This window comes from Flavobacterium sp. LC2016-13 (assembly GCF_009707955.1).
GTDB lineage: Bacteria > Bacteroidota > Bacteroidia > Flavobacteriales > Flavobacteriaceae > Flavobacterium.
On sequence record NZ_WMDQ01000001.1, the window covers coordinates 512,710 to 535,095 of the forward strand.

General features: G+C 33.1%; 22 protein-coding genes. 11 read left to right on the plus strand and 11 right to left on the minus strand.

All coding sequences use genetic code 11. The features are described from left to right. Positions 1-5: 5 nt before the first annotated feature. The 10 genes from ahcY to GKZ86_RS02345 all read left to right on the plus strand — a co-directional run bounded on the left by ahcY (position 6) and on the right by GKZ86_RS02345 (position 8,719). Complete coding sequence (gene ahcY / locus GKZ86_RS02300) at positions 6-1,322, plus strand: adenosylhomocysteinase (RefSeq protein WP_154781500.1); 1,317 nt, start codon at positions 6-8, stop codon at positions 1,320-1,322. Between the two features lie 202 nt (positions 1,323-1,524). Further along, positions 1,525-2,523, plus strand: a complete 999-nt coding sequence (locus GKZ86_RS02305) for a hypothetical protein (RefSeq protein ID WP_154781501.1) — start codon at positions 1,525-1,527, stop codon at positions 2,521-2,523. Between the two features lie 125 nt (positions 2,524-2,648). Then, the gene (locus tag GKZ86_RS02310) at positions 2,649-3,221 is read left to right on the plus strand and encodes a hypothetical protein (protein WP_154781502.1); all 573 of its coding nucleotides are present in this window, start codon (positions 2,649-2,651) and stop codon (positions 3,219-3,221) included. A 54-nt stretch (positions 3,222-3,275) separates the two neighbouring features. Next, entirely contained in the window at positions 3,276-4,355 is a 1,080-nt protein-coding gene (locus tag GKZ86_RS02315) for a hypothetical protein (protein WP_154781503.1), read from the plus strand. Between the two features lie 234 nt (positions 4,356-4,589). Then, positions 4,590-5,501 carry a hypothetical protein gene (locus GKZ86_RS02320; protein ID WP_154781504.1) on the plus strand — a complete coding sequence of 304 codons (912 nt, stop codon included), beginning with the start codon at positions 4,590-4,592 and terminating at the stop codon, positions 5,499-5,501. A 5-nt stretch (positions 5,502-5,506) separates the two neighbouring features. After that, the gene (locus GKZ86_RS02325) at positions 5,507-6,034 is read left to right on the plus strand and encodes a metalloprotease family protein (RefSeq protein ID WP_154781505.1); all 528 of its coding nucleotides are present in this window, start codon (positions 5,507-5,509) and stop codon (positions 6,032-6,034) included. A gap of 184 nt (positions 6,035-6,218) precedes the next feature. Next, the gene (locus tag GKZ86_RS02330; protein ID WP_154781506.1) at positions 6,219-7,070 is read left to right on the plus strand and encodes a methylated-DNA--[protein]-cysteine S-methyltransferase; all 852 of its coding nucleotides are present in this window, start codon (positions 6,219-6,221) and stop codon (positions 7,068-7,070) included. Between the two features lie 9 nt (positions 7,071-7,079). Further along, complete coding sequence (locus GKZ86_RS02335) at positions 7,080-7,793, plus strand: 2OG-Fe(II) oxygenase (protein WP_154781507.1); 714 nt, start codon at positions 7,080-7,082, stop codon at positions 7,791-7,793. An 85-nt stretch (positions 7,794-7,878) separates the two neighbouring features. Then, positions 7,879-8,124 carry an Ada metal-binding domain-containing protein gene (locus tag GKZ86_RS02340; protein ID WP_154781508.1) on the plus strand — a complete coding sequence of 82 codons (246 nt, stop codon included), beginning with the start codon at positions 7,879-7,881 and terminating at the stop codon, positions 8,122-8,124. Continuing rightward, entirely contained in the window at positions 8,111-8,719 is a 609-nt protein-coding gene (locus tag GKZ86_RS02345; RefSeq protein WP_154781509.1) for an alpha-ketoglutarate-dependent dioxygenase AlkB, read from the plus strand. The genes GKZ86_RS02340 and GKZ86_RS02345 overlap by 14 nt, the downstream gene beginning before the upstream one ends. Before the next feature lie 46 nt (positions 8,720-8,765). Here the strand turns inward: GKZ86_RS02345 and GKZ86_RS02350 are convergent, their stop codons facing one another. The 6 genes from GKZ86_RS02350 to GKZ86_RS02375 all read right to left on the minus strand — a co-directional run bounded on the left by GKZ86_RS02350 (position 8,766) and on the right by GKZ86_RS02375 (position 12,922). Further along, on the minus strand, positions 8,766-9,125 hold the full coding sequence (locus GKZ86_RS02350; protein ID WP_154781510.1) for a hypothetical protein: 360 nt from the start codon (positions 9,123-9,125) through the stop codon (positions 8,766-8,768). 67 nt (positions 9,126-9,192) lie between these two features. After that, positions 9,193-9,945: an SDR family oxidoreductase gene (locus GKZ86_RS02355; RefSeq protein ID WP_154781511.1), complete on the minus strand. Its 753-nt coding sequence runs from the start codon at positions 9,943-9,945 to the stop codon at positions 9,193-9,195. 62 nt (positions 9,946-10,007) lie between these two features. Next, positions 10,008-10,748, minus strand: coding sequence for an SDR family oxidoreductase (locus GKZ86_RS02360; protein WP_154781512.1), 741 nt, complete (start codon positions 10,746-10,748; stop codon positions 10,008-10,010). 93 nt (positions 10,749-10,841) lie between these two features. After that, positions 10,842-11,768, minus strand: a complete 927-nt coding sequence (locus GKZ86_RS02365; RefSeq protein WP_154781513.1) for an AraC family transcriptional regulator — start codon at positions 11,766-11,768, stop codon at positions 10,842-10,844. A 45-nt stretch (positions 11,769-11,813) separates the two neighbouring features. Then, positions 11,814-12,134: an MmcQ/YjbR family DNA-binding protein gene (locus GKZ86_RS02370; protein ID WP_154781514.1), complete on the minus strand. Its 321-nt coding sequence runs from the start codon at positions 12,132-12,134 to the stop codon at positions 11,814-11,816. A gap of 32 nt (positions 12,135-12,166) precedes the next feature. Further along, positions 12,167-12,922, minus strand: a complete 756-nt coding sequence (locus GKZ86_RS02375; RefSeq protein WP_154781515.1) for an NUDIX domain-containing protein — start codon at positions 12,920-12,922, stop codon at positions 12,167-12,169. 361 nt (positions 12,923-13,283) lie between these two features. On the opposite strand from GKZ86_RS02375, the gene GKZ86_RS02380 reads away from it, so the two are divergent. After that, the gene (locus GKZ86_RS02380) at positions 13,284-13,517 is read left to right on the plus strand and encodes a hypothetical protein (protein ID WP_228526508.1); all 234 of its coding nucleotides are present in this window, start codon (positions 13,284-13,286) and stop codon (positions 13,515-13,517) included. Positions 13,518-13,568: 51 nt separating this feature from the next. Here GKZ86_RS02380 and GKZ86_RS02385 read toward each other — a convergent pair whose 3' ends face one another. The 5 genes from GKZ86_RS02385 to GKZ86_RS02405 form a co-directional block, all read right to left on the minus strand. Next, positions 13,569-15,797 carry a glycoside hydrolase family 3 N-terminal domain-containing protein gene (locus tag GKZ86_RS02385; RefSeq protein ID WP_154781517.1) on the minus strand — a complete coding sequence of 743 codons (2,229 nt, stop codon included), beginning with the start codon at positions 15,795-15,797 and terminating at the stop codon, positions 13,569-13,571. A gap of 6 nt (positions 15,798-15,803) precedes the next feature. Further along, entirely contained in the window at positions 15,804-16,643 is an 840-nt protein-coding gene (locus GKZ86_RS02390) for an endonuclease/exonuclease/phosphatase family protein (protein ID WP_154781518.1), read from the minus strand. Positions 16,644-16,766: 123 nt separating this feature from the next. Beyond that, positions 16,767-18,524: a cellulase family glycosylhydrolase gene (locus GKZ86_RS02395; protein WP_154781519.1), complete on the minus strand. Its 1,758-nt coding sequence runs from the start codon at positions 18,522-18,524 to the stop codon at positions 16,767-16,769. Between the two features lie 75 nt (positions 18,525-18,599). Then, on the minus strand, positions 18,600-20,867 hold the full coding sequence (locus GKZ86_RS02400) for a glycoside hydrolase family 3 N-terminal domain-containing protein (RefSeq protein WP_154781520.1): 2,268 nt from the start codon (positions 20,865-20,867) through the stop codon (positions 18,600-18,602). A gap of 35 nt (positions 20,868-20,902) precedes the next feature. Further along, positions 20,903-22,372, minus strand: coding sequence for a glycoside hydrolase family 30 beta sandwich domain-containing protein (locus GKZ86_RS02405; protein WP_154781521.1), 1,470 nt, complete (start codon positions 22,370-22,372; stop codon positions 20,903-20,905). Positions 22,373-22,386: the final 14 nt, after the last annotated feature.

Genomic DNA, 22,386 nt, shown 5'->3' on the forward strand with positions numbered 1-22,386 from the left:
TATAAATGAGTACTACAACTACGCCTTTTGTGGCTTTCAAAGTAAAAGACATTTCTCTAGCGGCTTGGGGAAGAAAAGAAATTGAATTAGCTGAAGCTGAAATGCCAGGTTTAATGGCACTTCGCGCTGAATATAAAGACGAACAACCTCTAAAAGGTGCTCGTATTGCCGGATGTTTACACATGACAATTCAGACTGCAGTTTTGATCGAAACTTTAATTGCTCTTGGTGCTGAGGTTACTTGGTCTTCTTGTAACATTTTCTCTACTCAGGATCAGGCTGCTGCTGCTATTGCTGCTGCAGGAATTCAGGTTTATGCTTGGAAAGGTCTTGATGAGCAATCATTTGACTGGTGTATTGAGCAAACTTTATTCTTTGGTGAAGACAGAAAACCATTGAACATGATTCTTGATGATGGTGGAGATTTAACTAATATGGTTATTGATCGTTTCCCGGAATTGGTTCCTGGAATTAAAGGATTGTCTGAAGAAACTACAACTGGAGTTCACAGACTTTACGAAAGAGTAAAAGCCGGAACTTTACCAATGCCTGCAATCAACATTAACGACTCTGTTACTAAATCTAAATTTGATAACAAATACGGTTGTAAAGAATCTGCTGTAGATGCTGTACGTCGTGCAACTGACTTAATGTTAGCTGGAAAAAGAGTTATCGTTTGTGGATACGGTGATGTTGGAAAAGGAACTGCTGCTTCTTTCAGAGGTGCAGGATCTATTGTAACTGTTACTGAAATTGACCCAATTTGTGCTTTACAAGCTGCAATGGACGGTTATGAAGTTAAAAAATTAAACACTGTAATTGCTAATGCTGATATCATCATTACAACTACTGGAAATAAAGATATCGTTCTTGGATCTCATTTCGAACAAATGAAAGACAAAACTGTTGTTTGTAACATCGGACACTTTGATAACGAAATTGATATGGCTTGGTTAAACAAAAATCACGGTGCATCTAAAATCGAAATCAAACCACAAGTTGACAAATATACTATCGCTGGAAAAGATATCATCATTCTTGCTGAAGGTCGTTTAGTAAACCTTGGTTGTGCTACAGGTCACCCAAGTTTTGTAATGAGTAACTCATTTACAAACCAAACTTTGGCTCAAATCGAATTATGGAAAAACAGCGCTGCTTACAACAATGACGTTTATATGTTACCTAAACATTTAGATGAAAAAGTTGCTGCTTTGCACTTAGCTAAATTAGGAGTTGAATTGGAAACTTTACGTGACGATCAGGCTGCTTATATTGGTGTCCCTGTTGAAGGTCCATTCAAACCAGAATACTACAGATACTAGTAAATTTTAGATTTCTGATTTTAGATTTCTGATTTTTTAGAAATAGATATTCAAACCCGACAGGTTCTAAAAACCTGTCGGGTTTTCTTTTTTATAAGAATTTCAGAATATAAAAGTTAACCCGATTTTTACATCACTTTTAAAATATTACTATATATTTGGATTCACCAAACCGAAACCAAAAACCAATTCCTATCCTTAAATGAAGAGAATATTACTATTACTAATTATTTTAACGCTAGGTTCTTGCACAACCATTTTCAATAAAAAAAACCACACTCTTTCAATTAGTACAAATGCTGTTAACGCTAAGGTAAAAGTAAATGACAGCTTGTATCAGTTACCGGCAAAAGTTACTGTTAAGCATTCTAAAAAGAACTTACCAATTGAATTAATTTCTGATAGCTTAACCAAAAAATATACACTTAAACCATCTGTAAATTATAAGTTTCTGTTTGGTAATTTATTGTTTTTTGACTTTTTTCCAGTTGGTTATATAACGGATTTAACAAACCAAAAAAGATTCTCTTATCAGCAAAAAGTTTTTCTTGACATTAATGACTCTATTGATATCATAAAAACAAATACAACTAAAAGATTTGATACTCTTAAGCATCATTTCACAAAGGAATACCCAGTTAAAAAAGGGCAAATTAATTTTACAGTGGGATTTTCTTTGCTAAGTAATTATCATTTCGAACTAGCTCAACAACCTGATATCAATAAAACCGGTTTCGGAGGTCTTTCATTAGGTCTTGAATATTTTTACAATAACAAAAACTATTTTGCTGCAAACTTCAGGGCTTTATCTCCTTTTGACCCTTTCGAATATTTTGAAAATTATGAAAGAATAAATTCAGTAGGTTTTGGTATTACACACAATCACAGAATTAAAAGATTTTCTATTGGTTACGGTGTAAATTATACTCAGAATACCTGGGTTAAGCATACTGAATATTACATAGACCCTGAGGATAATAATAACCTGTATTATTATTTTGAGGAAACAATTAAAAGAACAAATAAAACATTGGGCGCAACATTAAATGGTTATTACCAATTTACCGCTTATTTATATCTTGGTTTAAATTATAATCAGAGTTTTTATAATGTTGGTTCTTCAAATGATTCTCATTTTGATCATGTTATTTCTATGGATTTGGTATTCAAATTTTCTCCAAATAAGCGTAAACTGCCTTAAATTAAAATAATACGTTTACTATAAAATGAGCTATCAACAACCTGAAATTAATCAGATATTTACATGTTTTTTTTAATAGTTTAAGTATACATTTGAATTCACAAAACCAACCCTAAATCTAAATTATGAAAACACGCTTTATTTTAATGATGTTATTAATGTTACCATTTTTTGCTTCTGCACAATTCAACAACCAAGCCAGAGCAATGCATCAGCAAATGAACACCCAAAATCAGAAATGGGCAAGTGAGCGTGCAAGATCAGATCAACAATGGCGAATGAAAACTATGATGTCTCAATCGATGAATAAGATTGAAATCGCAGAAAAAAAACTCGCTAAAGAAGAAAAAAACAAAAAGAAACTTGAAGAGAAAACAGAAAAATTAAATGCTGATTTGAAAACAAATCAAGACGAATTAACAGCCCTGAAAAATAACTCCGAAAACAATAACAATCCTGATCTTCAAAAAAACATTGAAAAATCGGAGAAAAAAACAGCTAAATCTCAAGAAAAATTAGACAAAGCCAAAACACAACTAGAAGCGAGTTCTAAAAAAATTGAAGATTTGAAAAAAGAAAAAGAAATTTCTTTAACAGAAAAAGCAGAACTTGAAAAAAAGGAAAAAGAAGAGCAAGAGAGAAAACAAAAACAAGAGGAAATAAATAAAGCTCTTTTAAAAGCACAAAAATCTAATTGATTTTACTAATAAACTTTTATTTTTATAATATTAATTTACTAGAAATACTTTTTCATGAAACGGCTTATTCTATTCTCTATATTTCTCTTTATAAACTGCTCTTTATCTGCGCAAAAAAATGATAAGTGGATTTCATTTTGGGATAAAGACACAACACATATTGGTTTTAAAGATAAAAACGGGATCATCAAAATAGAACCTAAATTTGTGGGAATGACAATTGCCAATAAATTCGAAAATATCATTGCTGTAAGCGAAGAAGAAAACGATAGTTGGAAAAGTTATTATCTAACCAAAACTCAAAAAATAGTAGGTCGTGATAGTTTGTTTTATTTTGATAATGGTCCAGATTGTGAAAACGAAGGTTTTATAAGATTTACGGATCGTAAAACTGATAAAATGGGAATGTTTAATGGAGAAGGAAAAATTGCAATTCCTGCAGAATACAGCAATTTAACTAAAGCCAAAAATGGAATGTTCATAGGGTTAAAAGATGCTGAAAAAGAAAAGGATGGAGAACATTTTTTCTGGAAAGGTGGAAAAGAATTTCTAGTTGATATCAATAATAAAATCTTAATTGAAAATTTTCCTTATAATGATGAACTGAATTTTTATTCATTAGAAATATCAAAAGATCCAAGTAAAGATCCAATAAGAGAAAATTTCCGTGGAGTCGACGGTCAATATTATTCGTTTGTTAATTTTGATAAGGAATTTAAATTGTGGCTTAAAAAAACGTTGCTTTCAGATTTATCTAAAACCAATTTAGGAAAACATTCTTTCGATAAAATCACTTATTGGAAAGAACCGAATGGCTGGATAAGCGAATCAAAAACAAAATTTATCAATCAAAATTATACTTACTTAAAGTTAAAACTTCAGGAACTTCAAAATTCAAAAACAGATTATTTTGTTTCTTCTGACGGATTAAATAAGTTTATTTTTGAATCAAGCGAATTCGAGACTTACTTCAATAATTGCAACGAATCAAAAGATTGGTTGTATCCGGTTAAAAGAATTGTGATAAATCCAAAAAACAAAGCTGATTTCGGACAAGATCATTTTGAATTTTTAAGAACTGAAAATGGGTATAAATTGATCAGTGTTTCAGATCGAAAAGATAATTTGAAATAGCGTCGTTTACACCAATTTAATTTCATAAAACACTCATATCAAAGCATTTCCTCTTTACTTAAAAATTGAATCGAATTTAATAATTTATAACTTATTAACTTAAACACTTTTAACTTGTCAACAAATTAATCTTCAATCGTATTTTTTGACAACAAAACATTCAAAAACTTTTATATCTTCGGCATCAAATTCAAGACAAAATAAATCATTAATTATACTTGAAACCAATTTATAATGAGAAAAACAGAATGTACTAATTGTGACAATAAAAGTGTACCTCTCAACGAAACAATTACCATTAACGAAAAGGATTTTTGCCAACCCTGTTTTGAAGCTAATTTTTCAGATGAAGAAAAATTAAACGGAAAAACAGTCGAAAAAAAATATGATCCGACAATATGCTCTGCCTGTGCTACAGATTTTGAAGAAAAAGAACTTAATAAAATTGGTGTTTATCCTCATTGTAATGATTGTGAAGCAAAAGTCAAAAGCCGCGTTTTTCCAAATTGGGTAAAAGCTTTTTTCATTGGCATTATTGTTATTATTCTCTTTTCATTTTATTGGAATTGGCAGTATTATGATGCTTACAGTAACATTCAAGATTCTAATGCTTATTTTGATAAAGGAGATTTTGCAAATGCAACAAAATTAATGGCGAAAGCCAGCAAAGAAGTTCCTGAAGTTGAAGATTTAAAAACTCTTGCAGACTATTACGATGGTTTCGATTTACTCAAAAAAGACAAAAATGAAGAAGCATTAAATAAATTCAATGCTTGTATTGGAAAAATTCCACCTGATTTCAATCTTGATCTTTACATCAATATGGCAAAAATTGGGGCAACTTTTGACAAAAAAGATTATGATGGCTTTTTGACTGCAGCAAAAGAAATCCTTAAGATTGATTCGACTGCATCAGACGCATACGCCAGTGTAGCATCTGCGTATGCTTGTATATATGCAAGCAGAAATGATGAATCTGCAAAAGTAAAAAGCTACGAGTATCTAAAAAAGGCAAAAGCAATTGACAGTACAAGTGCCGAAGCCAAATTTTACTACAATCTTGTAGAATATAGGATGTTTGCCCACAAAATAATGAGTAGAGAAGAATTTATTAAACAATTTCCAAACGGTTGGACTAAAAAGTAAAAGATATGTTTTTTATACCTGGTGAATTAATTTCGATTGTATCATTTCCTGGAATTATTGTGCATGAATTTGCTCATATGTTATTTTGTAAAATTAGAAAAGTTGCTGTTTTTGATGCCTGCTATTTTAGAGTAGGAAATCCTGCAGGATATGTTATACATGAAAACTCTAATAACTTTACCTCTACTTTTTTAATCTCAATGGGACCTTTCTTTGTCAATACTTTATTGTGTTTGCTTATTTGTCTTCCTGCATATATGCCGATAAAGTTTTTTAACCTCGAACATCCTTTGTCTTACTTTTTAATTTGGTTGGGCGTTTCAATAGGAATGCATGCTATTCCATCAAATCAAGATGCTGAAAATGTATTTAAGGAAGCTAAAATAGCAATCAAAAATAAAAACATATTAGCCATAATTTCATTTCCAATTATTGGTCTAATTTATGTTTTTAACATCTTAAGAATAATTTGGGCGGATGTTATTTATGGTGTGGCAATCGGAATTGGAATTCCTTCTTTAATATTTGGATAAAATTTAGAATTCTTCATTTCGATTCATAAAGGTTAACTTTGTTGGTGACCCTTCGACTTCGCTCAGGATGACAATATTGCGAAAAAAAAAAACTTTGTGCTCTTTGCGGTAAAAAAACTCAGCAAGTTTCGGATTTTATACCCGCAAAAACCAGTCGATATTTGCATTATAAAATTGAACGAAAATGAACACACAGGAAAACATCAATTATAATCGCATTGCTGATGCTATCGATTATATCAAAGTCAACTTTAAAGAACAACCCAACTTAGATGAGGTTGCCGAAAAAGTGCATTTAAGTCCGTTTCACTTTCAACGCTTGTTTACAGAATGGGCAGGAACAAGTCCGAAGAAGTTTTTGCAATATATTAGTGTTGAAAATGCCAAAAAGATTCTAAAAGAAAACAACCGTTCCACTTTATTTGATGCTGCTTTTGAGACTGGACTTTCCGGTACAAGCCGTCTTCACGATCTATTCGTTAATATTGAAGGAATGACTCCGGCGGAATATAAAAACGGTGGTAAAAATTTAGAAATTAATTTCAGCTTTGCCGAAAGTCCGTTTGGGAATATTATTGTTGCTTCAACCCAAAAAGGCATTTGTTTTATGGCTTTCGCCGAAAATGAAGAAACTGGATTCGAGGATTTAAAACATAAATTTCCGAATGCTACATTCTCCCGAAAACTAGATTTGCCTCAACAAAATGCATTATTTATTTTTCAAAACGACTGGAGTAAATTATCTGAAATAAAACTGCATTTAAAAGGTACCGATTTTCAATTGAAAGTTTGGGAAACCTTGCTTAAAATTCCGATGGGACAACTTTCTACTTACGGTTCCATCGCACAACAAATCGAAAAGCCAAATGCTTCAAGAGCGGTTGGAACAGCGATTGGAAGTAATCCTGTAGCCTTTTTAATTCCGTGTCATCGCGTTATACAATCTTCAGGAAACTTTGGCGGTTATATGTGGGGAAACACTCGTAAAACGGCTATAATTGGCTGGGAAGGTTCTCAAGTCAACGCAGATCTTTAAACTTATTTTATGCAAAATATACAATCAAAAATTGCTTCTCTTAATTGGGAAAGCATCACCGAATCTATGCACGAAAATGGATTCGCAATCATTCCAAAAGTGCTTAATAACGAACAATGCGAAGATTTAAAATTCGATTATGATAATCCAACTTTATATCGAAAAACGGTTGTAATGGAACGTTATCGGTTTGGTTTGGGCGAATACAAATATTTTAATTATCCGTTGCCTGATTTAATTCAAAACATTAGAACTTCTGTTTATCCTAAATTGGCGCCAATTGCAAATGCATGGATGAAAGCATTAAATATAAACTCTGTTTTTCCGGAAACGCACGAAAAATTATTAGAACAATGTCATGCCAATAATCAGCTTAAAGCAACGGTTTTAATTTTAAAATATGGCAAAAGCGGATTTAATACTTTGCATCAGGATTTATATGGCGATATTTATTTCCCGATTCAAACTGTGCTTTTTCTGAATGAACCTGATGAGGATTTTACCGGCGGTGAATTTGTTTTGACACAACAAACGCCAAGAGCGCAATCGAAGGCAATTGTCCTGAAACCTAAAAAAGGTGATGTATTAGTTTTTACAACCAATTTTAGACCTGTAAAAGGAACAAAAGGTTATTATCGCGTGAATATGAAACATGGCGTTAGCGAAATTCATTCCGGCGAACGACATACATTGGGAATTATTTTTCATGATGCGTTAAACTAAGGTTCAAAGATACATAGCGCAAAGGTTCAGAGGTTTTCGAATCTCTAAATCTTTGCCCCTTTGAACCTCTGAACCTTAAAAACAAATGATTAAACATATTGAAATTTCAGATTCAGATCTTCGAAATAAAATTAAAAATGCGGAAATTTGTTTCGGTGGAAACCGAAAACTAAAAATCTACGGAACTTTAAAATGTTCTTCAGGAAAAAGAATGAAACGTGAAAACCGGGTTTTCTTTTTATCTGAAAATGAAGCCAGAAAAAATGGTTTCAGACCTTGTGGACATTGCATGAAAACCGACTATTTAAACTGGAAAAATGGACTTATTTAATCCCGAAACTAACGAAACAACTAACTTGCTTCCAAAAGAAGGAACGGTGAATTATTACGGAAAATTGTTTTCCAGAGAAGATTCAAATCGTTATTTGGATGTTTTACTTCATACAATTGAATGGAAAAATGATGAAGCCATTATCTTTGGAAAATTAATTCTTACGAAACGAAAAGTGGCCTGGTACGGTGATTCGGGTTTTGAATATACGTATTCGAATACGACAAAAAAAGCGCTTCCGTGGACGAAGGAACTTCTGGAATTAAAAGCTATTATTGAAGAAGAAACCGGCGAAACTTTCAACTCTTGTTTGCTTAATTTATACCATTCCGGCGATGAAGGAATGGCGTGGCACAGCGATGCCGAAAAAGATTTGAAAAAGAACGGAGCTATTGGTTCGGTAAGTTTTGGTGCTGAAAGAAAGTTTGCTTTCAAACATAAAGAATCAAAAGAAACGGTTTCTTTAATTCTGGAACATGGCAGTTTATTAATTATGAAAGATGAAACACAAACACATTGGCTGCATCGTTTACCGCCAACCAAAACAACATCAAAACCTAGAGTAAATTTAACTTTTAGAACAATTGTTAAGTAAACACACATTCGTAAACCCGACAGGTTTCAAAAACCTGTCGGGTTTGTTAATTCAAAAAAGCATTAGAAAAAGGATATTTCAAATACACCAAAAAGATGTTCATCAATAAAAATGGTATTTCAATAACTGCTCCTTTTAAGTTTTGATTCTGAATTTGAACAACTATTAAAAGTAAAATAGTTGTGAACATTATAAAATTTCCTGCTAAGAATGTCTTTGGATGAAAAATCAAAATACCGCTAAGCAAAGTGACTATTCCGAATAGTAAAATTTCAGTTTTATTGAAACTTAAACTTTCAAGTATTTTCACGATTTCGGGCGAGCCGCTTATCATTGAATAACCTTGTTTTATTCCCATAAAAACTACGAATAGAAATAATCCTGAATGTATTATTTTTAATATCATCTTTTTAAAATTTAAAAAAGCAGCAAAACATCTTGACATTTTGCTGTTTTCTGGTTTGTATTGATTCTTAGTTTGTTGCTCCTCCATTTACCAATAAATGCTGACCGTTAACGAATGAAGCTAAATCGCTGGCAAAAAATTCGGCTACGTTGGCAACATCTTCAACTTCTGCCAAGCGCTGCATTGGGCAACTGTCTAATAATTGCTTTCTTAATTCAGGATAACTATTTGCTTCTGCAAAAATTCCGGAATGATCAACGGCAAACGGAATAATAGAATTTACCGTGATTCCTTTATGACCAATTTCTTTAGACAAAATATCAACCAAATATCTCGGCGTAGTTTTGCTACCTCCATAAACTGCCATTCCTGGAACCGGGAAAGAGGTTGTACTTGATGCGATGTAGATAATTCTACCATTATTTTCGACATGTTTTGCTGCTTGCTGCAAAGTAAAATAAGTCCCTTTTGTATTGATCGAAAATACTTTATCGAATTGTTCTTCGGTAAATTCGGTTACGGGAACCTCTACCATTTCGATTCCGGCATTAGCAACGACAATATCTATTTTTCCGAATGCTTTTTTGGCTTCTCCGAACAAATATTCTAAATCGGCTACTTTGCTTACATCAGCTTTTATTGCAATCGCTTTTACGCCCATCGCTAAAATGTTGCTCAAAACTTCATCGGCAGAAGCTTTATCTCTAGAATAATTAATAACAATATCTGCTCCCAATGCTGCATAACGTTCTGCGATTGCTTTTCCCAATCCTCTTGCTGATCCTGTAATAATTGCTGTTTTATTTTTTAAAGTTTTCATACTATAGATTTTTAGATTTTTTTGACTTTAGACTTTATGACTTTTAAACTTTAGACTAAAATTTAAGCCATTCCCCCATTTACTCCTATGTTTTGCGCTGTAATCCATTTTGCTGAATCGCTTGCCAGAAACACTACTATTTTTGCAATATCGTCCGGTTCTCCCAAACGATTGAAGGCAGAAAGTGAAGCCAAACGATCAATAACTTCCTGAGGTTTTCCGTTTGTAAACAATTCAGTATTTGTTGGTCCCGGAGAAACAGAATTTACGTTGATTCCTTTGCTTCCAATTTCTTTAGAAAACACTCGGGTTAATTGTTCTACGGCAGCTTTGGTGGCTACATAAGTGGCGTAAGAAGGCAACATGATTCTATTTACAGAAGTTGAGAAGTTAATGATACTTCCGTTATTTTCTAAACGTGTTGCGGCTTCACGCATCGTGTTGAAAGTTCCTTTTACATTAATATCAAATTGTCTTGTAAAATCTTCGTCGGTGGTGTCTTTGATTAATTTGGTAATCATGATTCCGGCGTTATTTACCAAAACATCGATTTTACCAAAATGTGCGATTGCAGCATCAAATAAGTTTTTTACTTCGTCTGTTTTACTAACGTCGGCTTGAACTGCGATTGCATCTCCACCTTTTGCAATAATTTCGGCAACAACTTTATCAGCAGCATTTTTATTGCCTGAATAGTTAACGATTACTTTGGCTCCAGCCTCTGAAATTTGATTTGCAATTGTAGCTCCAATTCCTCTTGAAGCTCCTGTAACTAATACTACTTTTCCGTTTAAAGTTTCCATTTTTTCTTTGTTTTAAAATTATAGTACAAAGTTGCGACGGATGTAGTGGTGAAAAAGTACGCGTTTTAAAGCAAAAGATGCAAATTTCTAAGATTAGGTTTTTTTATGTTCTTTTTTGTAATTCGCAGGTGTGGTTTGGGTATTTTTTTTGAAATAATTGCTAAAATGAGCCGACTCGGTAAAGCCTAAAAGAAAGGCGATTTCTTTTATACTCATTTCCGAATTCTGAAGAAGTGATTTTGCTTCGGCAATTGTTTTCTCGGATAACCATGTCATAATGGTTTTTCCTGTTTTGGTTTTAATCACATTACTCAAATAATTAGGATGCAGATTTTGAAGCTCGGCATAATCATTTACTCTAAAAATTCTTTCAGTTTTATGATTCACTAAATCTCGAAAATGGTTTTCTATATTTTGCTTGAAGGTTTTTACGATTTGAGAACTTCTGTTTCCTTCATATATAGGATCGTAATCTGTCCAGAAATGTTCTTTTATTTTTAGCAGAATTACAATAAATAAATTCCCGATGATTCTGTATTTATAAATCGAATTTTCATGATATTCTTTATGAATCTGAAGATACAAGCGTTCCATTTCGACGAAAGCTACAACTTCCATTTTTTTGGGTTGAATGGTTTCTGTCAATAAAAAAGAAAACTCATTGAAGATATCGTGATGTAAATTCTCTTTCAAAAAGGTTTCATCGAACGTTATTAAATAGATTTCTTCGATTGTATTCCATCTAAAAGTTCTGTAGTTACTTGGGTTTGTAAAATAGATGGATCCAGGAAGTATTTCAAACGTATTTCCATCAATAGTATATTGACCTGAACCATTTTTTACAAAGACAAAAGAAAAATAATTGGGACGAAAAACAGGAGATTGATACGGCAATTGAAACGGAATATCTTTCAGATTATGAATCGTAAATCCAGAGTCCTGATGAATTAAATCAACAGGAAGTCCTAAATCATTATATAAATCATACAATGTTTTTGATATGATTTCTTTTTCTTTCATTATAAATACGTTTTAAACCTGACAGGTTTGCTGTTTTGCCTAATGTTATTTTTTTTTGGGTGCAACATTTTGATAGGAAAGTTTCAAGGCATCTTCAAACATTTCTGGTCTTACTTTTGAAAGTTCTACAATTGTCCAGCCTTGTTTTCCCCATTTATTGGGCAATGGATAAAAAATCATTTCGCTTGAAGCACAAAAAACAGATTGATCAATTTCGTTTAATTTTAAAACTGCATGATTATTTTTTTCATCAAAAGTGGCAAATATTTTTTTGTTTATGCGAAATGAGGTTTTCTCGAAATGAGGCTCTTCTGTTGTATTTTCAAATGATAAAGCTAAATTTCTGAATGTTTCAATTGAGATCATAATCGTTAATCTTTAAAGTTAAAACTTCAATTTTACCACCCTTGATTCAGTCCACTTTTAAGGACTTCTTCGTATTTATCTTTATCAAAAGTATATAAATTTGGCGCTTTATGTGCTACATTATTTTTCTTTTCATCAAGCTTAATCAGGATTCCAATATTGGTTATTTTTCGCAGAAAATTCCTTCTGTCAAGTTTTTTATCTAAAATCGTTTCATACAATTTTTGAAGTTCCGGAATCGTAAATTTCTCTGGTAATAAGTTATATCCAACGGGCATTAAATTCAATTCGATCCTTAAAGTGTCCAGCGCTTTATCGAGAATTTCCTTATGATCTAAAATAAGTGCCGGAACCTCTTTATGATCAATCCATTCTACAGCTTCCTGACTGTTTTCTTTATGTGGAATTGCTTTCAGAAAATCTACTAAAGCATAATATCCAATGGTTACAAATCGCTGTCTGAACCATTTTCCGGCTTCTTTTGGAATTTTAAAATGTTCTAAAACTACTTTTCCAAAATGGTTATCATTTCGTTTTACTTTTCCAAAAGTAGCAAATTGTCTTAAAAATATACCTTCCATTCCCGTACGTTCGTTTAAAACGGTAACGGCTGCCGTATCAATATCCTGATCAATAGGAACAAAACCGCCCGGTAAAGACCATTTGTCTTCATAAGGAGTTTTAATCAATAGAACTTTAAGCTGATTGTCATGAAATCCGAAAATAACACAATCGATAGAAAGCCCTGGTTGATAATTTTCGTTATTTAATATAGTTCCGTCAGACATTCGATTTTTCTTAGATACACTATTTCGGTTCAATTTAACACGCAATTTAAATCATTTTTACAAATTAACGACTTGTTTAATCAAATCGGGTAAAATATGAGTAATTGAGAAGTCCTAATTTTTACTTAAAATGGAAATCGAATTGAAAAAATAATTACATTGCGTCATAATAACACATTAAATGCTTGTTTTGTTATTTTTGAGGCAAAATAAGTATTAAAAAAAGTTATTATATAGCAGATAACATCTTAATAAACAGTCTTTAATATTGCATTTTTTGTAACAAAAATTCATAAAAGCTGTCTACTAAGTATTAGAAAACATAAATCGATTAATTATGAGCGTTCCAAATTTGTCAAAAATGAATAAGAGTCTTATTAAAAAAGTCTATTCTTCTTTTGGATTGGTATCAAAAAACGATCTTTTAGAAGCTTCTATAAAATACAGCGAAGAGCAGGAAAGAATTTTCAACCAGATGATTGTTGAAAATGAAGCTAAAAATAAAAAGGAAAAACGCGAAGCTTTTGATAAGGCTTTATTCGCATCGTATAAAGGAATTGGCGCTATGGATTTTATAAATACGGTCCTGAAATAATTTCAAAACCTTTATAAAATACATAACGCCAACTTAAATTGACTTTTAATTTTATTGTACTAATTCAAAGTCAGATCTTAATTTAATATCTGCTGACGAAGTTCCTATCATTACTTCAAAATCTCCAGGTTCAGCATTCCATTCTAATTTATTATTGTAGAAAGAAAGTTTTTCTTTATCTATTGTAAATTCAATTGTTTTAGATTCTCCCGCATTTAATTTTACTTTTTGAAAATCTCTCAATTCTAAAACCGGTCTTACTACAGATCCAAATTTGTCTTTTAGATACAATTGCACCACTTCTTCTCCGGCAACTTTTCCAACATTTGATAATTGAAAAGAAACTTTAATGGTTTCGTTGCTTTTTATTTTTGTTGCAGAAAGTTTCAAATCTGAATAATCGAATTTGGTATAACTCAAACCGTATCCGAAAGGAAATTTTGGAGAGTTTTTTAAATCGATATAAGACGAAACATAACCTTTAGAATTTTCATCTTTCGGTGGTCTTCCTGTGCTAAAGTGATTGTAGTAAATTGGCACCTGACCAACTTCTCTTGGAAATGTCATTGGCAATTTTCCTGACGGATTATAATCTCCAAACAAAACATTCGCGATTGCATTTCCTGCTTCTGTTCCTAACCACCACGTATATACAATTGCAGGAACGTTATCAGCCGTCCAGTTAAAAATAAGTGGTCTTCCTGCGTTTACCAAAACCACAACCGGTTTTCCTGTTGCCTGAATTGCTTTTACCAAATCTTCCTGAACGCCTGGTAAATGAATATCGCTTCGGCTTTTTGCTTCTCCGCTCATGTCACGTCTTTCTCCAATACTCAAAACAACAACATCAGCTTGTTTGGCAGTTGCAACAGCTTCGGCAAAACCATCTTTGTTGTCTCCATCTACTTCACAGCCTTTTGCGTAAAGCAATTTGGTATTTTTACCTACTTTATTTTGCAAACCATCCCATTGCGAAACTACCCATTTATCATAATCGACATCTGGCAATTCTACAGACCAGAATCCCATATTAACTTTGTATTCTTTTACCATTGGACCAATGAATGCAATTGTTTTCAGGTTTTTAGAAAGTGGTAAAGTTTGGTTTTCATTCTTCAATAAAACAATACTTTTTTGAGCAACTTCAAGCGCTGCTTTTCTATTTTCAGGATCATTCAAAGCTTTATCAGCTCTTTTTTGATCTGAATATTTATATGGATCATCAAATAATCCTAATTCATATTTTTTACGAAGAATACGTTTTACTGCATCATCAATAAGTTCGATAGAAACTCTGCTTTCTTTAACCAATTCGGCTAAATTATATCGGTAAGCATTGCTTTCCATATCCATATCGCTTCCGGCAGTAATTGCTGAATAGGCTGCTTCTTTAAGATCTTTAGAATAACCATGTGCAACCATTTCTCCAATAGAACCCCAATCAGAAACTACGAATCCCTGAAAGTTCCATTTTCCCTTTAAAATATCACGTTGCAAATGTGCATTTCCCGTTGCAGGAACTCCGTTTAAATCATTAAAAGAGTTCATAAATGTTGCTGCTCCTGCATCAAGAGCTGCTTTAAAAGGCGGTAAATAGGTTTCAAACAACATGCGTTCGCTCATATCTACGGAGTTATAATCTCTTCCGCCAACACCTGCACCGTAAGCTGCAAAATGTTTTACACAAGCCATAACCGAGTTTAAATCTCCTAATTTATTTCCCTGAAAACCTTTTACTCTGGCGTAAGCTATTTTAGAACCCAGATAAGTATCTTCTCCGGCACCTTCCATAACGCGGCCCCAACGCGGATCACGGCCAATATCTACCATTGGCGCAAATGTCCAGTGAATACCGCTTGCAGAAGCTTCTGTAGCGGCAACTCTTGCGGCTAATTCGATTGCCGGTAAATCCCAACTTGCTGCTTCGGCTAACGGAATTGGAAATGTTGTTTTGTATCCGTGAATAACATCCTGACCAAATAACAAAGGAATTTTAAGGCGCGACTGCATCGCTAATTCCTGATATTGCCTGGTGTATTTTGTTCCGATGATATTTAGCATCGACCCCACTAAACCTGCTTTTATCTCTGCTTGTTTGTTTGGGTTAATGGTAATTGGCCCTGTTGCAGAATTATCGCCTGTATATTGATTAAGCTGACCTATTTTTTCTTCAATAGTCATTTTTTTCAATAAAGCATTTACTTTTTGATCGATTGTTTCTTGTTGTGCGGCCGCAAAAAACGAGACCATCAACAAGGTAAATGTGGTTAATTTTTTCATTATAATTTAGTTAATTTCGATATAAACCGGAAGGTGATCTGATGGATATTTTAAATCTTTTGAATCACTTAAAACGGCGTGTTTTTGAACTGTAAACCCACTATTTTTTGAAATAAAAATATAGTCTATTAATAATGTTACGGGCTGATCATGTTTGAAATCATTAAATGTTCCTGATGGTCCAAAAGGTTTTTCTTTTGAAACATCTCTCGTATCATCCATTACTTTTTTTATTTCCTTAATTTGTGTGGTTTCCGGTTCTGAATTAAAATCTCCCATTAAGAAAACAGGAAAATTTTTGGTGTTGTATTCTTTTATTTTGGCAAGAACCAGCTGAACGCCTTTTATTCTTGCTTCATTTCCAATATGGTCGAGATGCACGTTAAAAACCCAAAAAAACTTCTTTGTCTTTAAATCTTTAAAAAGAGCCGACGTACTGACTCTGTTACAAGCAGCATCCCAACCTTTGGAAACTGTATTTGGCGTTTCTGATAACCAGAATGTGTTTGTATTTTGTACCTGAAAACGATCTTTTTTGTAATAAATAGTACAGGCTTCACCTGTTCCGCCTTCTTCTCTTCCTATTCCGAATTTGTTATAATCTGGCAAAGCCGATGCTATGTCAATAACCTGATTTGGAGTTGCTTCCTGAACTCCAAAAATGTCCGGGCTGTAAAATTGTATTTGTGATGTAAAATAATCTTTACGGTTTGGCCACCAATTTTCTCCATCTGATGGATTGTCTAACCGAATATTATAGGTCATCATTTTTAGATTTTGACCATAAGACGAGATGCTTACAAAAAGCAACATTAAAACTGAAACTAGTACATTTAATTTTTTCATATAAAATAATTTTAATCCACAAAAGCTCCAATGTTTTAGAGCCTTGATGGAGAAAACTAATGTAACAAAATAATTAATCATGCATTTTACCTTACAGTTAATAAGTCTTTTTTTAACATCTTTTTACTTTTTCGGGGAGCTTTTTTTAGCTTCAGAAAAATCTAAATAATTTAAATTGAAACCGCCTTTATCAAATATTACTTTGATTTTATTTATTCCTTTATTTAATGCTATGCCTGATAAAACAACCGTTTTAAATTTGTCATTTCCTCCTGTTGGAGAAAGCGTAATTGTTTCTGAGGTTTTTCCGTTTTCTATTTCTAAATGAAGTTTGCCTTCTAAGTTTTCAGCTGAATAACGAATCGCTACATTGTATACATTTGATTTTGAAACTTCAACAGTATATTGAAGCCATTCTCCATCTTCAATAAAAGAAACCTGATAATTTTTTGAACCCGCATCTTTGCATGGTAAAATATCAACTCCGTCATTTCGCATGGTATTTCCTTTATTCCATTCATCAAATTTTCCGGTTTCTACTCTGTAGTTTATAAAATCTTTATCCGAATAGGCTTTTTCGTTTGTACCTAAATCATAATGTGTTGCGGCAATTTTTCCTGGAATAATATGTTTTTTATACGGTTTTGTATCGTTGGTTTGTACTTGTCTGAACATCGCATCAATTACATCCGGTTTTACGGTTAGGTTTTCCATTTTGTAATTATCTGCCATTTTCAATAATGCTTTTTTAGCAAATTCTGCAGATGGTTTTTGTCCGCCATCTTTCCAGTATTTCAATAAAACATCGTACTCCGGAATCTTGGTCACAGAAGTTACGCCTGCAATATTTTCGATTTTTTTCATTGGCCAAAATGCCCAGCCAATATTATTGCCTTCTACAAGCGAAAGTGCATCTTTAAACCAAACGTTTGAATTTTCTCCACTTTCCCCTAACCAAATCGGAACGTTATATTGTTTTCTGTAATCGAGCATTTTCTGGATAGAAGCTGTGGTATTATAGTTCCAGTATTTATGAAAACTCAACGCCATATTTTCATCCCATAAAGGAAAAATTCCGTTGTAATTATTTCCCCAACAATTTCCTTCAATAAAAATTAAATGGTTTGTATCGACTTCGCGAATTGCTTTTGTAACCTGAACCATCAAATCTCTCAAAGGCCCATTTGACTTTTCATCGCAGCCGTTTTTATTGCTTCCTGTAAAATTCCAGTTAGGTTCATTGATAATATCGTAAGCTCCAATCCACGGATTATCTCTGTATCTGGAAGCCAGTTTTTTCCACAATGCAATCATTTTTTTCTGATTTGCATCGCTTTGCCACAATGATGGTTTTGTAGTATCGTAATCTGAAATGGCAGCATCATTTCCTTGTCCGCCCGGCGCTGCGTGTAAGTCTAAAATAAGATACATTTTATTCTCGGCACACCATTTTACCAAATTATCGGTCATCGTAAAACCTTCTTCAATCCATGTAATTTCACCATTTTTTTCTTCTTGAATTGATGGTGTATAAAGATTATAATGCATTGGTAAACGAATCGAATTAAATCCCCACTTTGCCAGTGAATCTACATCTCTTTTCGTGATTCCGTTTGCTTTGTAGGCTGCATAAAATTCTTTTGTTCCTTGTTCTCCAATTACTTCCTGAATTTTTTGTTTGATGACATATTGTGGACTTGCAAAAGGCTGCGTTTGTAACATGTAGCCTTCCTGAACCATCCAGCCGCCAACTCCTAAACCTCTTAATAGTACATTTTTTCCGTTGCCATCAACAATATTTTGTCCATCTCTGTGCAAAAATCCTTGCGCAAAAGTGGTTAATGAAAGTAACAGTTGTAATGTTATAAATACTTTTTTCATGCTGTTTTTCTAAACTTTACTAAACTAAAAATACCTACAAGGTTTTTGAAACCTTGCAGGAATAAATGTGTTATATTATTTTAATAGAAAATCCTTTTTTTGATTTGCGATTTGAATGGTGAATGTTCCTTTTTCAGAAATCCATTTTAGGTCTTCGTTTACAAATTGCAGGTCTTTTTGGTTTAAGGTGAATTTTACTGTTTTGGTTTCATTTGGCTCTAAACTGATTTTCTCGAATCTTTTTAGTGCTTTAAATTCTGGTGTAATCGAAGCAAAATTGTCTGACAAATACAATAAAACCGCTTCTTTTCCGGCTCTTTTTCCAGCATTTGTAACGTCTACAGAAACATTAATTTCATCTGAATTATTGATTTCTGTTTTATCAACTTTCAAATTAGAATAAGTGAAAGTTGTATACGATAATCCTGTTCCAAATTCGAATTGTGGCAAATAACTTTTCTCATAAGTTGCATCGTTATTTTGTTCTCCTTCAGAAATACTTTCGGTATATTTTCTGTTGTATTTTTCAAGTGAATTTGGATATCTTGGGTAGTTATATGGCAATCTTCCGCTTGGATTTACGTCTCCGTATAAAATATCAACTAAAGCTCTTGCTCCTTCATTTCCTGGCAAATAACACTGAACTACAGCGCTCATTTTATCTTCAAAATCACTAATTAGTCTTGGTCTTCCTTCGTTTAAAACCAAAATAATTGGTTTGTTTAATTTTGATAAGGCAAGCGCTAATTTTATTTGTGGTTTGCTTATAAAAATATCACTAATGTCTCCCGGAGTTTCAGTATAATTTTTCTCTCCTAAACACAATACAATTTTTGATGCGGTTTTAGCTAGTTCTACTGCTTTTTGAATTTCGGCATCGTCTTCTTTTTCTAAATCTGCACCAACGGTATACAAGACATTTTCTTTCCCCAATTTATTTTGAAAAGCTTCCAGAATTGTTGATTTCTCAGCTGCATAAGTATCTGAATTTTCACCTTGCCAAGTATAAGACCAACCTCCGTTAAGGTATTTCATACTGTTTGAAGTTGCACCTGTTACCAGAATTTTTTCTGTTTTGTTTAATGGCAAAGCAGCCGCATTATTTTTAAGTAAAGTAATCGATTCTGCAGCGGTGTTATAAGCTTCCTGAATATGTTCAGGAGAACCAAATTTTGGATAATCTTTTAAATTAGCTACGGTATTTTGGAATAAATTCAACTCGAATTTCATTCTTAAAATACGGGTTACGGCATCGTCAATTCGTGACATTGGTACTTCTCCTTTTTGAACTAGATCTATCAAATCTGTGTAAAAAGAGAATTCTTCAGGAACCATACTCATATCGATTCCTGCCATAACAGCGATACGTACGGCATCTCTTTTGGTTTCTGCAACTTTGTGTCTGGTATTTAGATAAATAATATCTTTCCAATCGGTTACGACAACACCTTGAAAACCTAATTCGTTTTTAAGAATATCGGTGATTAAATGTTTGCTTGCGTGAACCGGTGTTCCGTTTATTTCTCCTGAACTTACCATTACGCTTTTTGCTCCTGCTTTTATTGCGGCTTGGTATATGGTTAGATCGTATTGTCTTAAAATACGCTCAGGAATTATACTTGGTGTTCTGTCTTTTCCTGTTGTTGTGCTTCCGTATCCAATGTAATGTTTCATACAAGAAGCTACACTGTATTTAGAACCTACATTGTTGTTTCCTTCAAAACCATCTACTAATGCAACGGCCATTCTTGAAGATAAATAGGCATCTTCTCCAAATGATTCCCACATTCTTGACCACGCTGGATTTCTGGGAAAATCTAAATCTGGTGAGAAAACCCACGGAATTGATGAAGCTCTGGTTTCATAAGCTGAAATTTCGGCACCACGTTTTACAAGACTTGTATTAAAAGTTGCTGCTAAACCAATTTGTTGTGGAAATAATGTTGCTCCAGCGGTATAACTTGCTCCGTGAATGGCGTCGATTCCGTATAAAACAGGAATTTTTAATCTTGTTTTATTGGCTTCGTTTGTAATTGCGGTTAAGGTTTCCTGCCATCTTTTTAAAGTTGGTGCGCCCGGATTTGGTACATTTAAAATAGAACCAATATGATAATCCTGAATACCTTGTTTTAGTTTTGCCGCATCAAAATATCCTGGTTTTTTAGCATCTTCAAAAATGGTTACCGTAATTTGGGTCATTTGTCCCACTTTTTCTTCAAGTGTCATTTTTGATAATAACTCCGAAACTTTGGCATCAATTTCTGCCTTTGTATTTTTTACTTCCTGGCTCCATGTTGCTCCACAAAAAAGTAAAGCAATCGCAAGAAACGTTGTATTTTTCATTTTATGTCTTTAAATTAATATCCTTGTAAAAAACTCTAATACACTAGAGTTTGCATAGCATGTGCTGGAATTGTAATTGTATTTTTAAAAGAATTAATGGCTATTTCGTAAACAACTTCTTTATCTGATTGGTTCATTACAATGGTTGCAATTTTTCCATCAGTATTTAGAAATGATGTGCTTAACAATGTTTTATTGCTGGTTACATTGCTTATTCGTTTCGCATCAGGACGAACAAATTTTGATAAATGACCAATATAATAATACATTGGTGTGTAAATTAACTTGTCTGAATTTGTGTCTGCATGAATTGGCGAAAAACAAAAATTACCTACATGATTTGGCCCTCCGTTTTGGTCTAAAAGAATATTCCAATCTGTCCAGCCCACGGTTCCGTTATTAAAATCATTAATCATATTAAGACCGTAACGTTCTGCATTTCCCCAAAACTGAAATTTTGTGGCATCAAATTTTTCAATACAACCTTCGGTAAAAAGTAAATTTTTGTTTGGAAAAGCTTTGTTGACGTTTCCAACTGATTCAAATTTTGGAGTTCCGCCATTCCATGTTTCATACCAATGGAAACCAATTCCCCAGGCATATTTTGAAACTTCTGGATCTGAGAAAACGAGTTGTGCTCTTTTTTCAAGCATATCGCCGCGGTTATGATCCCAGATAATTATTTTTTTCGAACCTAATCCGTCTTTTTCTAAAGTTGGGCCAAGAAAGTTTTTCAGAAAATCTCTTTCGGCTTCGGGCGTATAAATACAAGATTCCCAACGCTGACTTGCCATTGGTTCATTCTGAATGGTTAATCCCCAAATTGGAATTCCTTCTTTTTCATATTCTTTGATAAATTTCGCGTAATAATTTGCCCATGATTGTGCAAATTCTGGCAATAAAACGCCGCCGTGCAAAATATCATTATTGTCTTTCATGAAAGCTGGGGGACTCCAAGGACTAACAAATAAAGTTAATTTCCCGCCGGCAGTTTCAATTGCTTTTTTGAGTAATGGGATTCTAAATTTTCGATCGTGATCAATAGTAAATGTTTTTAAATCTTTGTCACCTTCAGTAATATAAGTATAACTTTCGCTGCTAAAATCACAACTATGAATGTTTGTTCTGGCTAAAGAGTATCCTATTCCTTTTTTCTTATCGTAATAAGCTGTTAGAAATTCCTGTTGTTTTTTTGGTGATAGTTTAGCAAAAACTTCGGCACTTGCATCTGTTATAGCACCTCCAATTCCGAGAAAAGTCTGGAATGTTTTATTTGCATCTACTTCAATAGAAACCTTTTCACTTGTTTGTTTTGAAGGTTTATTCGAAATTAAATTATTAGACGGCGACAATCTTAAATTTGAATTTTCGGCTGTCGTGTATAATTCTACTTTTTTATTTGAATGTGATGCAGAGACTTTAGAAGAACCAACATTTTGAGATGAAGCATAACTTACCTGCAGAATTAGTATTGGTGTTATTATTAAACTACTGATTGATTTCATGTGTTTTTAAAAAC

What these genes read in the sequence shown, in the direction of transcription:
- GKZ86_RS02315 (WP_154781503.1), top strand. Translation starts at nt 3,276, where the DNA reads ATGAAACGGCTTATTCTATTCTCTATATTTCTCTTTATAAACTGCTCT.
- GKZ86_RS02345 (WP_154781509.1), top strand. Translation starts at nt 8,111, where the DNA reads ATGGACTTATTTAATCCCGAAACTAACGAAACAACTAACTTGCTTCCA.
- GKZ86_RS02375 (WP_154781515.1), bottom strand. Translation starts at nt 12,922, where the DNA reads ATGTCTGACGGAACTATATTAAATAACGAAAATTATCAACCAGGGCTT.
- GKZ86_RS02340 (WP_154781508.1), top strand. Translation starts at nt 7,879, where the DNA reads ATGATTAAACATATTGAAATTTCAGATTCAGATCTTCGAAATAAAATT.
- GKZ86_RS02320 (WP_154781504.1), top strand. Translation starts at nt 4,590, where the DNA reads ATGAGAAAAACAGAATGTACTAATTGTGACAATAAAAGTGTACCTCTC.
- GKZ86_RS02350 (WP_154781510.1), bottom strand. Translation starts at nt 9,125, where the DNA reads ATGATATTAAAAATAATACATTCAGGATTATTTCTATTCGTAGTTTTT.
- GKZ86_RS02330 (WP_154781506.1), top strand. Translation starts at nt 6,219, where the DNA reads ATGAACACACAGGAAAACATCAATTATAATCGCATTGCTGATGCTATC.
- GKZ86_RS02395 (WP_154781519.1), bottom strand. Translation starts at nt 18,524, where the DNA reads ATGAAAAAAGTATTTATAACATTACAACTGTTACTTTCATTAACCACT.
- GKZ86_RS02390 (WP_154781518.1), bottom strand. Translation starts at nt 16,643, where the DNA reads ATGAAAAAATTAAATGTACTAGTTTCAGTTTTAATGTTGCTTTTTGTA.
- GKZ86_RS02365 (WP_154781513.1), bottom strand. Translation starts at nt 11,768, where the DNA reads ATGAAAGAAAAAGAAATCATATCAAAAACATTGTATGATTTATATAAT.
- GKZ86_RS02380 (WP_228526508.1), top strand. Translation starts at nt 13,284, where the DNA reads ATGAATAAGAGTCTTATTAAAAAAGTCTATTCTTCTTTTGGATTGGTA.
- GKZ86_RS02305 (WP_154781501.1), top strand. Translation starts at nt 1,525, where the DNA reads ATGAAGAGAATATTACTATTACTAATTATTTTAACGCTAGGTTCTTGC.
- GKZ86_RS02360 (WP_154781512.1), bottom strand. Translation starts at nt 10,748, where the DNA reads ATGGAAACTTTAAACGGAAAAGTAGTATTAGTTACAGGAGCTTCAAGA.
- GKZ86_RS02370 (WP_154781514.1), bottom strand. Translation starts at nt 12,134, where the DNA reads ATGATCTCAATTGAAACATTCAGAAATTTAGCTTTATCATTTGAAAAT.
- GKZ86_RS02335 (WP_154781507.1), top strand. Translation starts at nt 7,080, where the DNA reads ATGCAAAATATACAATCAAAAATTGCTTCTCTTAATTGGGAAAGCATC.
- ahcY (WP_154781500.1), top strand. Translation starts at nt 6, where the DNA reads ATGAGTACTACAACTACGCCTTTTGTGGCTTTCAAAGTAAAAGACATT.
- GKZ86_RS02400 (WP_154781520.1), bottom strand. Translation starts at nt 20,867, where the DNA reads ATGAAAAATACAACGTTTCTTGCGATTGCTTTACTTTTTTGTGGAGCA.
- GKZ86_RS02385 (WP_154781517.1), bottom strand. Translation starts at nt 15,797, where the DNA reads ATGAAAAAATTAACCACATTTACCTTGTTGATGGTCTCGTTTTTTGCG.
- GKZ86_RS02405 (WP_154781521.1), bottom strand. Translation starts at nt 22,372, where the DNA reads ATGAAATCAATCAGTAGTTTAATAATAACACCAATACTAATTCTGCAG.
- GKZ86_RS02310 (WP_154781502.1), top strand. Translation starts at nt 2,649, where the DNA reads ATGAAAACACGCTTTATTTTAATGATGTTATTAATGTTACCATTTTTT.
- GKZ86_RS02355 (WP_154781511.1), bottom strand. Translation starts at nt 9,945, where the DNA reads ATGAAAACTTTAAAAAATAAAACAGCAATTATTACAGGATCAGCAAGA.
- GKZ86_RS02325 (WP_154781505.1), top strand. Translation starts at nt 5,507, where the DNA reads ATGTTTTTTATACCTGGTGAATTAATTTCGATTGTATCATTTCCTGGA.